Raw genomic sequence first — 14,540 nt, forward strand, 5'->3', positions numbered from 1 at the left:
GCTGCCTTACCAGCCGGCAAACCAGTTGCCGGCTGGTAAGCACCTAGTAAACAGAAGAGGCCTCCCTGCACAAGCAGGGAGGCCTCTTCTGTTTACTAGGTGCTTACGTAACACAAAGTGCACCAACTGCCGAAGCAGATACTCCAGACTTATTTGTTGCGAAGCTCTTCTTCGTGGAAGGCAACCAGATCATCGATAGGGGAGCGGATGATTTTACCGACTTCCATGCCATGGTCACGAGCCACTTGGCTGAGTGCGTCGCGGAAATTATACCCCACCGAGCCGATGCAGTTGAAGGTATACTCCTGGTAGCGGGGGTAGTGGCGCACGATGTTGGCAAAGAAGGTTTCGAAACCTTGCAGCACAATTTCGCGGCAATAGCTGATGTTGTTATGGTCGTAGGTGAACTTGGCAAAGCTGGCCAAGAAACGGTTGGGCAGCGGCTGGTTGTATAGCCGGTCCAGAATGTCCTCGCGGGTAAGCTTGAACTCCTCCTGAAAAATATCCTGCAACCCATCGGGCAGCAACCCGCGCAGGTAGTCGCGGAGCAGGCGTTTGCCAATAAACGAACCGCTTCCTTCATCCCCCAGGAAGTAGCCTAGCGAATCCACGTTGTACGTGATTTTGGTGCCGTCGTAGAGGCAGGAGTTGGTACCAGTACCCAAGATGGCTGCAAAGCCGGCCTTGCGGCCCAGCAGGGCCCTAGCAGATGCCAGCAGGTCATGGTCAACTACAACGTTGGCATTCGGGAACACCTGACGCATGGCTTTGGCTAGCACTTCGGCCTTCTTGGCTGACGATACTCCTGCTCCGTAGTAAAACACTTCCGTTACTTCCGGGCGCGGCAGTGTATCCGGCAGATTCTTCTCGAGTGAAGTCACCACATCGGCTGTGCTCACAAAATCAGGGTTGTAGCCCTCCGTATTGAAGTATACACGGTTGCCAGCTTCGCTAAGCTGACACCAACTGCTCTTGGTCGAGCCACCGTCGGCAATAAGAATCATATCCGGTTGGAAAGGTGAAGAAAAATGGAAAGCTAGCTAAGGTAGCTCTAAACCCATAATTCGCGTATCGAAACGACAAAACATGGAAAAGATTCTGGCAGAAAAAAATGCAAAGCCAATTCCAAAAGCCCTTTTCCTCAACAGTGCTATCCAACGCCGTACTTAAGTGCGCCCTTCCTAGCTTGGAAATGGCTATAAAAACAAAAGAGCTGTCTCTCGACAGCTCTTTTGTTTTGCATACGAAGCGTGTTAAGCTTACTTCTCGATGGAGTAGCTATAGTTACCAGCTCCTTTGCTCAAGTCGAGGGTAACGGTATATGTACCAGCGGCACCTACTTTGATGTTGTCGCCATCGTAATCAGGCATGCCGTCAGCACCCTTATCACCCATGTTGATAGCCCAGTCGTTGTTGGCACGGAATTTCAACTCATCCGCTTTCAGCGGCAGGGTTACGGTCCAAACCTGCTTGGCAGCATCATAAGTCATTTTGGTTTCAGAATCCCAGCCGCCTGGAGTTGCAGCTCCAATAACCGCCCACGAGGTCTTAACCGCCGTATACTTCAACGTGTTCAGGTCAACGTTGAGGCGATAATATCCAGGAACAGCAGCCTTAATATTGTCGCCGTTTTGCTTAAGTGCGCTTGTCGCCGTAGGTCCATCAAGACCATAGTTCAAATCCCAGGTACGAGCAGCGGTAAACTTGAACTCCGTGTTGGCATCAGCAAAATTCACGTAGCCTTCGTACTTCTTGTCGTTATTAACAGAAGCCAGGAATGGAGCCTTATCAGGAGACCAGCCCTGGTGGCTGCCGGGTACGTAAATAGAAGGGTACTCGATGAACACCAAGTAGGGCGTTCCTGACAAGGAGGTAACCGATGACATCATTGGAGCAGTGCTAGCACCTACGCTAGCTACTACACGCACATCAACATTACCTACGGCGCCAGGAGCCATTTTCAGGCGGATAAGCACACTATTCAGCTCAGCAACCGTCAGAGCACGCGTAGTGGCATTGCCAGCCTCGATTTCGATTGGTGCTGTGAAGTTGCCACCTTTCTTATCGAACTGCAGAATGTATTTTACAGCAGCCTGATATCCGAAAGAAGCAGGAGTCCAAGTATAAGTTACAGCAGTTGCAGAAGCCTTATCCTGCATCAAAACTGCTGTAGTAGCCGACGAAGTCAAGGCTACAGGGGTTCCCGTCTGCAGAACCACACGGTCTTCGTCCTTCTCGCAGGAAGCCAGAAACAAGGTAGCAACTAAGCCAAGCCCTGCTAGTTTGGTAAAATGATTCATATTGAAACTGATGAAAGTGGGAATTTATTGGGTATGTACCGGCTAAACCGGGAACCAGCCATTGCTGGTTCCCGATTAAGGACAAACCGGAATTAATACCCAGTGTTCTGCTTCAGATTTTGGTTTACAGCCAGATCAGCAGCCGGAATGGGGAACAGAACCCGGAAAGGTTCCACAGCACGCCCGTTGGCTACACCACCCTTGAAGGGCCACAGGTAAGAACCCTCTACGAACCGGCCGAAGCGGATGAGGTCGGTGCGGCGGTAGCCTTCCCAGAACAGCTCACGGCCCCGCTCATCGATCAGGAAGTTGAGGTTAAGCTGCGAGTCATTGATAGCGCTGCCAGGCTGATTGTTGAAGGCCCGTGCCCGGATATCGTTCACGTATTTCAAGGCCAAAGCCCGGTCGCCGGTGCCGCCGCGCACTACTGCTTCAGCATAGGTAAGCATCACTTCAGACAGACGAATCATGGGAAAATCAACGCCCGAGAAGTTTTGAGCACCACCCTGCCCCTGACCGGCCGAGTTTACGTTGCGGTACTTAATTACACCAAAGCCTTCTTCGAAATTGTAGAGGTCGGTGATTTCTAACGGACGGGCACTGCCGTCTACTTTCTTCACCCAGAAACGACCACGCGTATCTTTGGTCGTGTCAGAGGTAATGCCGCCGCTTGGGTTCTGGAACAGATCAAACAGGGATTTGGTGGTGCGAATACCGCCCCAACCAGTACCCATGCCCACCCGAGCCTGCCATCCAGCGTTCTGGCCAGTAGCACCGTTCACCAGGAAGGTAGTACCGCCGTAGCTCTGCGTGCTGTTCACGTCGAAGGCAACAGGCCAGATGATTTCATTGCGAGCCGGAGCCGTGTTGTTGTCGGCCAGGAAGAGGCGAGCGTAAGGCGAGGCCACAGTACCGGCTCCAGTAGTTGACAGCGTATAGCCAGCGTCAATTACTTTCTTAGCCTGAGCAGCCGCATCGTTCCAGCGCTGGGTGCCGGTGTATACCTGAGCATTCAGGTACAGACGCGCCAACATGGCCCAAGCTGCCGACTTGTCTACGCGGGCATACTCATTAGAGCGAGGCTCCGCGAAGTCAGGATCAGCTGCCAGTGCAGTTAGTTCCTTCTCAACATACGTGAACAGCTCTTGGCGAGTCGCATACTTAGGTTTAGCAAAGCCAACGGCATCGCTTTCCGTTACAAACGGACCGTTACCGAACAAGTCGATTACGTGCATGTACGCCACAGCGCGCAGGAAGCGGGCTTCGGCGCGGAAACGCTTAGCCGATGTGGCATCAGCACCTTGCAGACGCGAAGAGAGCTTATCGTCTGATGCTTCGCGGATGAACTCGTTGCAGGCAGCTATTTCGAAATAGATGCGGCTATACAAACCACGGATCAGCGGGTTGCTGGAATCCCAGTTCATGTTGTGCCAATCCCGAAGGCCCAAGTCGTTCCACACGATAGTCGCCTCGTCGGTGGTAAGCTCTTGTGCGCTCCACAGCTGACGAATGTAGTCGGAAGTACCCTCGTCAATGCCACCAATATCACCAGCGCCTGCAGGGCCTTGCTGGCCGGTCAGGGCGAAGCCGGCGTACAGCTTAGCCAGTACCTGACGATAGCCGTTCAGGTCTACGTATACTTTATCAGGAGTAAGCTCATATTTAGGCGTCTGATCAAGCTCGCTAGTGCAAGAGGTGCTGCCCGCAGATAGCGCCAAGCCGGTCGCCGCAACGACGAAGCCACGGATTACATGTTTATTCATGGGTGGGAATATTAGAAGCCTACGTTTAAGCCAAAGGTGAACGTGCGGGCGCGGGGGTAAAAGTTGTTGTCGATGCCGCCAGCTATCTCAGGATCAAGTCCATTGTACTTGGTAATGAGGAATGCATTCTGAACAGCACCAGTTAAACGAAGGTTTGCTTTCTCGCTGAAAACTTTGCCCACGTTGTAGCCCAGCGTGATGTTCTCACACCGAACAAATGAGCCGTTCTCCAGATAGTAGTCAGAGAACAGTTGCTGCGTGTTGAAACCCGTGTTGCGGATATCAGTTGGCAAGTTGAGCAGGTAGTTGGTAGAGCCCTGCGCGTTGGAGAAGTTGCCGAGGTTAGCAGCAATAGAGTTGTACACGTAGTTGCCTACGTTGCCACGCAACAGGAACGACAGGTTTACCTTTTTATAGGCTACGTTGGAAGAGAAGCCTAGTACAGCCAGCGGAGCAGGCTGCTTGTAGCGGTAGTTGTCACGCTCGTTGATAGTGCCATCGCCGTTGCGGTCAACATAGATGCCTTCAAGCGGCCGGCCATCGGCGCCATATACCTGCTGACGCACGTAGAAGGCGTTGTTGGGAGAGCCTACGGAGTTCACCTGAATAGTGCTGCCGGTACCACCGGGTATACCACCGGTCAGATAACCTTCGAACCCTTCTTGCTGGTCACCTAGCTCAGTGATTTCGTTTTTATTGTAGGCGACGTTGAAGTTAACATCCCAGTTCCAGCTCTCGGAGCGAACTGGAATCACGTTGAGGTTCAGTTCAACACCACGGTTGCGCAGCGAGCCAATGTTAGCGTTCAGCTGGTTAGTCAGGTTAGAGCCAGCAGCTACGTTTACCAGAGAAAGCAGGTCGCTGGAAGTGCGCTCGTAGGCATCGATAGAGCCCGAAACACGGTTTTCCAGGAAGCCGTAGTCCAAACCAACGTTCCAGGTAGTAGTGGTTTCCCAACGCAGACCTTGGTTGTAGCCTGATGGACGTAATGTTCCAACGCCATTATACTGAGCGGCAGCATTGCCTACCCGGTAGCGGGGGAGGTAGTCGTATACACCCCCAATGTCCTGCTGGCCGGTGCGGCCCCAGCCGGCACGCAGCTTCAGCTCCGAAATGGTGTTGTTATTGGAGAGGAATTCTTCTCCTTTCAGGCGCCAGCCCAAGCCAACTGCTGGGAAAATACCGCTCCGCTCGCCATCGGCGAAGCGTGAAGTGTTATCGTTCCGAACAGTAGCCGTGAGCAGGTAGCGGTCCTTGATGTTGAAAGTGGTCCGGCCAAAGTAAGAGAGCAGAACGAGCTTAGAATAGTAGCCCGGCACAGTCAGCTCATCGGCGGGGTTAACCAGGGTAGTCCGGTCAAAGCGGTAGTCGAGGAAGTTGTCGCCTTTGTTGACAAAATCCTGATAGGAGTGACCTGCCTGAATATCGAAGCGGGTGCCACCAAACTGCTTACCGTACGCCAGGTAGCCTTCCAGCAGGCGCATGTCCTTCTTCTGGTTGTACTGCGTGAAGCGGCCTTGGTTGAGGAAGTTGCCGAAATCTGCCAGGCTAGTAGTAGCTGAACCTTCGCCGCGCGCAATGTCGGTAGCCAAGTTCAGGTTAGCACGCAGGCCCTCGATACCGTGAATTTTATAGTCGAACTGCACATTGCCAATCAGACGCTTTACATCACTAACGTTGTTCACGTTGTTCAGTGCTGCTACCGGGTTACCAATGGCCAGGCCCAGGGGGTTGCCATTGCTTTGCAGAAACTGGAAGTAGCCACCATAGGGAGCATAGCGGGCTTCATCGCTACGTACGGGCTGCGTTGGGTCAAACAGAACGGCGTTGCCAATCTGGCCTGCATCAATGAAGCGGTTATCAACCTGAGTTCCTTTCGCATTAATGTCAATGCGCAGGCGGTCATTAAACAGCATTGGCGAGAGGCTAATGGAGCCTGAATTACGCTTCAGCTTGTTTGTGATGACAATACCTTCCTGCTGCAGGTTGCCATAGGATATCCGGAAAGGAATTTTGGCCGCGCTGCCCGTCAGGCTTACGTTGTTGTCGAAAGTAGTAGCAGTGCGGAAAATTTCTTCCTGCCAATCGGTTGAGGCTGCGCCGAGCGTAGCAATTTGGCTCGTGGAGCCATTCTCGCGTATGATGTCAGCAAACTCCTGCGCGTTAAGAACGTCGTAGGTTTTGGTGCGCTTAGAAACCGAGGTTTGTGAGGAAAGATTAACCGTTAGTTTTTCGCCCTGCAGACCCTTCTTAGTAGTAACCAGAATAACACCGTTAGAGGCGCGGTTACCATAGATGGCCGTGGCCGAAGCGTCTTTCAGTACAGTTACGCTCTCAATATCGTTGGGGTTAATAAGGCTAAGCGGGTTAGAAGCACCCGAAATACCTTCTTTATCAACCGGAACGCCATCAATTACATACAACGGGTCGTTGTTGGCGTTCAGGGAAGAGTTACCACGAATACGGACCGTAGAAGCAGCACCAGGAGCACCGCCGCCAGTGGTAATGCTTACGCCGGCAATTTTACCCTGCACCAGTTGCTCGGGGTTGGTTACCTGGCCCTGTACAAAGTCCTTGGCCTGTACCGTAGATACGGCACCGGTAACGTCTTGCTTACGCTGGGTACCGTAACCAATTACAACTGCTTCGTTGAGTAGGGTAGTGTTTTCCGACAGCGTTACGGCTGCTACTGCCGTGTTCTGACCGGCCGTAACGTTGATTGACTGACGCTGCGTAGTGTAGCTCACGAACGACATCACCAGCGTGTGGGGGCCGGAGGGAACGTTCTGAATCGAGAAGGTACCGTCGGAGTTAGTGGAGCCACCGAGGTTGGTGCCTTCCACGATTACCGTTACTCCGGGCATGCCTTCGCCCTTTTCGTCCAGCACACGGCCGCTTACCGTCCCGATTCCCTGCGCGTATGCGCTGCTAACGCTCACACCTGCGCACAGGAGAGGCAGCGCCAGTTTCGCTAGATAGGGGTGTTTCATTGAAAAAAAGTTAGGGGTTGAAATGGATTTTTCCGGACTGACCGGAGTGGGAATTTAGTGGTCCTAATTAGGGCTGCTGCAGTGATTAATGCGACGAGTATTGCCGGCTTCATCTCTGCGTTTGCCCACGTTCAACATCACCAAATCAGTTGAGAAACAACGCAAGTTAAAGTGTTGGTGCCAACAAAAACAATGGCCTTATGGGGCGAAGCAGGTATAGTGATAATTGGACTTAGTGCCTGTTGGTCTTCATTTATGCAGGGGACAGGGAGAGCCGTAGCTGTCTGAGCCTCTAAAACACTAGGTTGACTAGATGAATAAACCAGTGCTTTTAAACAAAAAAGCAACCCCTACATGGTTTTAGCGGCATAAGTAGTTTACTAAAACGCTTGTTCTCTGTTGACTTTAAGTAGTGCTGTATTGCTTGATGTTGTTAAAACGTTTTGCTTCCTTATAGCCCTAGCGAAAGTGGGTATTTAGATTATAAGTGGTGCTGAATTGATACGATTTTCTCCTGATTGGCAGTTATGGTGGTGATGAGGCCTTTATTTCAGAGGTGTAGATGAAATAAACTACTAGCTAACGGAGGATAATGATAAAATCTGACTCATTGTATATTGTCAATTTAGCAACAGTGCGAAGTCGATATTTTGCCACTTTCACGGAAAATAATTTGCATAAAATCTAGGCTATTCCTGAACGGCTTTTAGTAGGTAAACTACATGGGAATTCGGAGATAGTATGCCGATTAATTTTTAATTCTGGTAAGGGCTTACTTACTGGTGATAGTGCTTAAAAAAGTAAGATATAAAAGTGATTTTCATGGAAAAGTGCAGATTGTCTTTAATCGATAATTAGGGGATTACTGCTCCATGGCTTTACTAATGATGAGAATGTAAGTACTCGCTTTCAGTTGAGTAGCTAGTAGCCGTAGCTTGCAGCCTGTAACATATTGCTCGTTGTATGAAAACTTCCCTCTGTGGTGTCTTTCTGGTTCTGTTTACTTTCCTGACCGCGAGAGCACAGACCGTTTTTCGAATAACAGGCTTACCTGCCCAAACTCCTGCTGGCTCAGTACTTTACATGGCTGGTAGTAGCAATGGTTGGCAACCGGCTGATAAGGCCTATGCCTTCACCCGCCAGCCGAATGGTACTTATGAGTTGTTGCTACCAGCAGCTGCCACAGGTGCGCTGGAGTTTAAAATTACGAGAGGCTCATGGGCTGCTGTAGAAACGGACAAGCAAGGAGCAGACGTGAGCAACCGTCGCTACAGCGTAGGCCGGGAGCCGGCTACGGTGGAGTTGCAGGTGGCCAACTGGAAAGACCAGGGCAGTCCGGCGCCCGCTTGTGTAAGCACGGCGCTTCGGCCCAACGTCCAAATCATTAGTGCGGAATTTGCGATGCCGCAACTAGGGCGTACACGCCGAGTATGGGTGTATCTGCCCAACGACTATGCTGCTGCGCCGGCCAAGCGCTATCCGGTAGTGTACATGCACGACGGCCAGAACGTATTCGATGCCTGTACCAGCTTCTCGGGCGAATGGGGCGTAGATGAAACCCTAGCTCAGCTGCAACAGCAAGGCTTTAATGTGACGGGCAGCATTGTGGTGGCCGTAGACAATGGGGGAGGCGAGCGGCTGAATGAACTCTCTCCCTGGAAAAACCCAGAATACGGCGGCGGGCAAGGACAGCAGTACGTTGACTTCATGGTTCAGACGCTGAAGCCGTATGTGGATGCTACCTTCCGCACCCTGACAGGGCGGGAATATACGGGCATAGCTGGCAGCAGCATGGGCGGGCTTATATCTACATACGCGGCACTTCGCTACCCCCAGGTATATAGTAAAGTAGGCGTGTTTTCGCCGGCGTTTTGGTTTGCCAAAGACTCTTTGTTCCAGTACCTGCGCCAGCATCGGCCGCAGCCCGATACCCGCTTTTACTTTGTGAGTGGCACCACAGAAAGCGAAACCATGGTGCCCCTTATGCAGGCCATACGTGATTCGCTAGGCCGCGCGGGGGTGCCAACTGCCAATTTGTATTTCACTACGCCCCCCGATGGCAAGCACGCTGAATGGTTCTGGAAGCGGGAGTTTTCGGCGGCGTACACGTGGCTGATGAAACCGGCCGTGCGCACAGGCAACCGCACCGAAGCGGAGTTGGCATTCAGTGCGTTTCCGAATCCAGCCACCAACCGCTTAACTTTTCAGTTGCCCGCTGGCATCAGGGCGGCGCATCTCGAAATTCGGGATATGACGGGCCGTGCGGTACTAAAAGAGAAAGTAAAATCAGGAGAGAGCCTGGCGTTGGATCGGTTGACAAAAGGAAGCTACCTGTTACGGTTGCGGGCCGGAGCAGCCCTAGGAAGCCAGCTGCTGGTGAAAGAGTAAGCTGAGCAGTACTCGGGATAAAAAATTCGGGCTTCTTCTTGCAGGAAAACAAACTGAACTTACCTTTGCCCCCGTTCAACGCCTCAACTTAATTCTGGCAATGACTTTCTCAATGACTCAGCAAGCGTGGTGGTGGCCTTACGGAAATTCCGGACGGGACATCCTGTGCGTGCGCTAAGGTCATCTGAATAACCTCTTCGCATCTGCTCAAAAGCCCGGCCGCTCAGCCGGGCTTTTTTTATTCCCGGCACTGGTCAACCTCAACCATCAACACCAGCTTGCCCTATGCACCACTTCCAGCTCAACACCCGTTACCTGCGCGTTCTGGCCGATACCGTTACGCCGGTAGGTCTTTATTTGCGGCTGCGCGACCGGTACGCCAACTGCATTCTGCTGGAAAGCTCCGATTACCACGGCCAACAGAACGCCTTCAGCTACCTGGCCTTCGACCCCCTGGCCCGGTTTGAGCTCAACGACCGTGAACTGACCCTCACGTTCCCCGACGACACTACCGAAACCGAAACCCTGGCCGAGCCCCGGCAGGCGCTGGAACGGCTGCAGGAGTTTGCTAGCTGCTTTCAGACCGAGGATACGGGCCACGATTTTATTACGGGCGGGCTGTTTGGCTACCTGGGCTACGAGGCGGTACAGTACTTCGAGGATCTGGAGCTGAACACGGGTAAGCAGCCGGCCGGCAACACGCCGGATATCCTGTACAGCACCTACCGCTACGTTATTGCCGTCAACCACTTCCGCAACGAGCTGTATGTGTTTGAGCACACGCTGGCCGGACAGCACGTAGATGAAGATGGCCTGACGCGCCTAGTAAACCTGATTCGGAACCCTTCCTTGCCCGATTTCAAGTTCAAGGCAACCGGCGAGGAACTCACCAACCAGACCGATGAGGAGTTTCTGAAGGTGTTGGCGCAGGGCCAGCAGCACTGCCAGCGCGGCGACGTGTTTCAGATTGTGCTCTCGCGGCGGTTTCAGCAGGGTTTTACCGGCGACGAGTTCAACGTGTACCGGGCCCTACGCTCCATCAATCCGTCGCCGTACCTGTTCTACTTTGACTACGGCTCCTTTAAAATATTCGGCTCTTCGCCCGAAACGCAATTGCTCATCAAAGGCCGTACCGCCAGCCTCTACCCAATTGCTGGCACGTTCCGGCGCACTGGCCACGATGCTGAGGATGCCGCGCTAGCCCAAAAGCTGGCCGATGACCCCAAGGAAAACGCCGAGCACGTGATGCTAGTGGACCTGGCTCGTAACGACCTGGCCCGCCACGGCGACGAGGTGAAAGTGAAGGTGTTCCGCGAAATTCAATTTTACTCGCACGTTATCCATCTGGTAAGCGAAGTGACGGCTCAGCTGGCGCCAACGGCTAGTCCGCTGCAGGTAGTGGCCGATACGTTTCCGGCCGGTACGCTGTCGGGGGCGCCAAAGCACCGGGCCATGCAGCTCATTGATGGGCTGGAGCCCACGGCCCGAGGCTACTACGGTGGTGCCATCGGCTATCTTGGCTTTAACGGCGACTTCAACCACGCCATCATGATTAGGTCGTTTCTGAGCACGGCGGGCCAGCTGTACTTCCAGGCTGGGGCGGGGGTAGTAGCCGCTTCTGATATTCATTCGGAACTCAATGAAGTGCACCACAAGTTGGCTGCGTTGCGCAAAGCATTGAAAGAAGCTGAATCGGTTTAAGTGAAAGCGCATCCTAGTAACCACAAGCGCCTGACCACTAGCCCTACCATTTCAAGCAACCCTAACCTAGGCTTCTGGCCATCCCCTCCGTTTAGATCATGAAAATCCTTGTTCTTGATAATTACGACTCCTTTACCTACAACCTAGTGCAGGTACTGCGGGAGTTGGGTCACACGGATAACGTTACCGTGGTTCGCAATGACAAACTAGCGGTAGAAGAGGTGGCGCAGTATGATGCCTTACTACTTTCTCCCGGCCCGGGCGTGCCTTCTGATGCGGGCCTGATGCCGGAAATCATTAAGCAGTATGCCTCCACGAAGCGGATTTTGGGCGTGTGCCTGGGCCATCAGGGGCTGGCCGAAAGTTTTGGCGGCGAGCTGTATAACCTGGATACGGTGGTGCATGGGTTGGCCACTGAGGCCGAGGTAGTAGCCCCGGATCGGTTGTTTGAGGGCTTGCCAACTTCTTTTAAAGTAGGGCGCTACCATTCCTGGAGCGTGCGACCCGAGTCGGTGCCAGCGGCGCTGGAAGTCACGGCCGTAGATGCCGAGGGCGAGGTAATGGCGTTCCGGCACCGGGAGTATGATGTGCGGGGCGTGCAGTTTCACCCAGAGTCTATTCTGACGGAGCACGGACACCAGATGCTGCGCAACTGGCTGGCCTAATACGCACGCGCTTATCTCGCTCTTTCCCTACTTCTCCCCACCACCCAACTGCTGAAAGCTACTGCTGCCAGCTCCCGCACATCGTGAAACAGATTCTAAACCAACTATTCGACCAGCAACTGCTGACCCACGCCGAGGCCCGCGAGGCCATGCTGCGCATTGCGCAGGGCGAGGCTAACACGTCGGAAATGGCGGCATTCATGGCCGTGTACCGCATGCGGCTGATTTCGGTGCCGGAGCTGGCGGGCTTCCGCGACGCCCTGCTGAGCTTAAGCCGCGACCCAGAGCTGGGCACCCACGATACCGTGGATATTGTAGGCACCGGCGGCGACGGTAAGGATACCTTGAACATCAGTACGTTGGCGTGCTTTGTAGTGGCCGGAGCAGGCTACAAAGTGACCAAGCATGGTAACATCGGGGTGTCATCGGTGTGTGGCTCCTCGGATGTGCTGGCCCAGTTAGGGGTAGATTTTGGCGTAACCAACGATATGCTCAAGCGGCAGCTGGAGCGCGCTAACATCTGCTTTCTGCACGCACCATCCTTTCATCCGGCTATGCGCCACGCCGGGCCAGTGCGCCGGGAGTTGGGCGTGCGCACCTTCTTTAATATACTAGGCCCACTCATCAACCCAGCCCGGCCCAACTACCAGGTGGCCGGCACCTTCAGCCTGGAGCTGCTGCGCCTGTATCACTACTTGCTCCAGCAAACCGACATTCGATACGCCGTGGTGCACGCCCTGGATGGCTACGATGAACTCTCATTGACGGGCGCTGCCAAGCTGGCCTCGCCGGAAGGGGAGCGGTTGGTGTCGGCGCAGGACCTAGGGCTGCTGGCCACAAAACCCGAAGAGCTGGCCGGCGGCCGCACCGCGCAGGAATCGGCGAAGATGTTTGTGGATGTGCTGGAAGGCCGCGGCACCCGCCCTCAGCGCGACGTGGTGACGGCCAACGCCGCCCTGGCCATCAGCTGTCTGGAACCCGGGTTCAGCTTTCCTGATTGCCTAGCCACGGCGCAGGAATCGTTGGAGTCGGGGCGGGCGCGGCAGGCGCTGCGGGAGCTGGTTGCCGTTACGCACAGCCACGCCACTACCCTCTAACCAGGCGCCAACCGCATTATTACGCTTCCGGTCGGCTCTTTTTCCGGAAACGTTGTTCTACTGTTCCTCACCCCTAGGGTGAGACTTCACTTAAACTCCCGCCGAGGGAAACCGGGCGGTACCACAATGCCTACCATTCTCGATACAATCATTGCCCACAAGCGCCAGGAAGTAGCCAATCGCCAAGCCCTCGTGCCCGTGAAGCTCCTGGAGCAAAGCCTGTATATGCCGGCCCAACCCCTGAGCCTGCGCCATTACCTGCTGCGCGACGACCTGAGCGGCATCATCGCCGAGTTCAAGCGTAAGTCGCCGAGCAAGGGCTTCATCAACCCCCACGCCCCAGTGGAGCGCACCACGCTCGGCTACATGCAGGCCGGCGCGTCAGCACTGTCGGTGCTGACGGATACGGAGTTCTTTGGCGGCAAAAACGAGGACCTGACAACGGCGCGCCGCTACAATTTCTGCCCCATTCTGCGTAAAGATTTTGTGGTGGATGAGTACCAGATTCTGGAAGCCAAAAGCATTGGGGCCGATGCTGTGCTGCTGATTGCAGCGGTGCTGAGCGGCGAGGAAGTGCTGCGTCTGGGCCGCTTGGCCAAAAGCCTGGGCCTGGAAGTACTGCTCGAAATTCATGATGCTGAAGAGCTGGAGAAAACCCTGCACCCCGACGCCGTGAGCTTGGTAGGCGTAAACAACCGCAACCTCCACGACTTCTCCCTGACCCTGGATACCTCTGGCGAGCTGGCCCAGCGCATTCCGGCTGAGTACGTGAAAGTGACGGAGAGCGGCCTCAGTTCAGCCGCTGAAATTGAAGCGCTGCGGACCGTCGGGTATCGGGGCTTCCTGATCGGGGAAACCTTCATGCGCCATAGCCGGCCCGAAAAAGCCTGCGCCGCCCTGGTGCAGCAGCTCCGCGCCACCGAAGCCATTACCTTACTATAATGTCGGTGCGCCTGAAAGTCTGCGGGATGGCCCAGCCCGAGAACTTGCGGGCGGTAGCGGCCCTGCGGCCCGACTTTCTGGGTTTCATCTTCTACCCGAAGTCTAAGCGCTACATGGTGCCCACGCTCACGCCCGCCGAGGCGGCCGCGGTTCCGGCCAGCATTCAGAAAGTAGGCGTGTTTGTGGATGGTGACCTCGAAACGGTTCAGGCGCGGGCTTCAGAATACCAGTTGCAAGCGGTGCAGCTGCACGGCCACGAAACACCGGAACTGTGCGGGACATTGCGAGCGGCGGGCCTAACGGTAATTAAGGCGTTTGCGGTAGGAGAGGAGTTCGAGTTTACTAGCCTGCTTCCGTACGTAAACCAGGTCGACTACTTTCTCTTCGATACGGCGGGCGCGCAACCTGGTGGCAATGGCACTGCCTTCAATTGGCAACTGTTAGCAGAATACATGCTGCCGGTGCCATACTTCCTGGCCGGCGGACTAGCCCTTGAACATGCCCAAACCCTCCGAAACTTGCAGCTGCCTGGCTTGTTTGCCTTGGACCTGAACAGCAAGTTCGAAACGGAGCCCGGCGTGAAGGATGCCGTCCAGCTCCAGCACATGTTCGCCGCCTTGCGCAATTCAGACGGCCAGCACTCCTAGTACCCTCAGACTCTTCATTTCATTCGCTAGGCCGCCCACACCTGTGA

General features: G+C 54.4%; 9 protein-coding genes and 1 pseudogene. 6 read left to right on the forward strand and 4 right to left on the reverse strand.

The features are described 5' to 3' along the window. Positions 1-149: 149 nt before the first annotated feature. From ACYVGU_RS04390 to ACYVGU_RS04405, 4 genes are all read right to left on the reverse strand, one after another. The gene (locus tag ACYVGU_RS04390; protein WP_460621068.1) at positions 150-1,004 is read right to left on the reverse strand and encodes an N-acetylglucosamine kinase; all 855 of its coding nucleotides are present in this window, start codon (positions 1,002-1,004) and stop codon (positions 150-152) included. A 255-nt stretch (positions 1,005-1,259) separates the two neighbouring features. Further along, positions 1,260-2,300 (reverse strand): SusE domain-containing protein, encoded by a 1,041-nt coding sequence (locus tag ACYVGU_RS04395; RefSeq protein ID WP_460621069.1) that lies wholly within the window; start codon positions 2,298-2,300, stop codon positions 1,260-1,262. A gap of 92 nt (positions 2,301-2,392) precedes the next feature. Then, on the reverse strand, positions 2,393-4,063 hold the full coding sequence (locus ACYVGU_RS04400; RefSeq protein WP_460612276.1) for a RagB/SusD family nutrient uptake outer membrane protein: 1,671 nt from the start codon (positions 4,061-4,063) through the stop codon (positions 2,393-2,395). A gap of 11 nt (positions 4,064-4,074) precedes the next feature. Further along, positions 4,075-7,053: a SusC/RagA family TonB-linked outer membrane protein gene (locus ACYVGU_RS04405; RefSeq protein WP_460621070.1), complete on the reverse strand. Its 2,979-nt coding sequence runs from the start codon at positions 7,051-7,053 to the stop codon at positions 4,075-4,077. A gap of 963 nt (positions 7,054-8,016) precedes the next feature. Here ACYVGU_RS04405 and ACYVGU_RS04410 point away from each other — a divergent pair. The 6 genes and pseudogenes from ACYVGU_RS04410 (at position 8,017) to ACYVGU_RS04435 (ending at position 14,493) form a co-directional block, all read left to right on the forward strand. Then, complete coding sequence (locus ACYVGU_RS04410) at positions 8,017-9,441, forward strand: alpha/beta hydrolase-fold protein (protein ID WP_460621071.1); 1,425 nt, start codon at positions 8,017-8,019, stop codon at positions 9,439-9,441. Between the two features lie 278 nt (positions 9,442-9,719). Then, positions 9,720-11,142, forward strand: a pseudogene (locus tag ACYVGU_RS04415) (anthranilate synthase component I family protein). Positions 11,143-11,240: 98 nt separating this feature from the next. Continuing rightward, positions 11,241-11,807, forward strand: coding sequence for an anthranilate synthase component II (locus ACYVGU_RS04420; protein ID WP_460612273.1), 567 nt, complete (start codon positions 11,241-11,243; stop codon positions 11,805-11,807). A gap of 83 nt (positions 11,808-11,890) precedes the next feature. After that, complete coding sequence (gene trpD / locus ACYVGU_RS04425; protein WP_460621072.1) at positions 11,891-12,904, forward strand: anthranilate phosphoribosyltransferase; 1,014 nt, start codon at positions 11,891-11,893, stop codon at positions 12,902-12,904. A 126-nt stretch (positions 12,905-13,030) separates the two neighbouring features. Beyond that, on the forward strand, positions 13,031-13,846 hold the full coding sequence (gene trpC / locus ACYVGU_RS04430) for an indole-3-glycerol phosphate synthase TrpC (protein WP_460621073.1): 816 nt from the start codon (positions 13,031-13,033) through the stop codon (positions 13,844-13,846). Next, the gene (locus ACYVGU_RS04435) at positions 13,846-14,493 is read left to right on the forward strand and encodes a phosphoribosylanthranilate isomerase (protein ID WP_460621074.1); all 648 of its coding nucleotides are present in this window, start codon (positions 13,846-13,848) and stop codon (positions 14,491-14,493) included. The genes trpC and ACYVGU_RS04435 overlap by 1 nt, the downstream gene beginning before the upstream one ends. Positions 14,494-14,540: the final 47 nt, after the last annotated feature.

The organism is Hymenobacter tenuis (assembly GCF_054780495.1).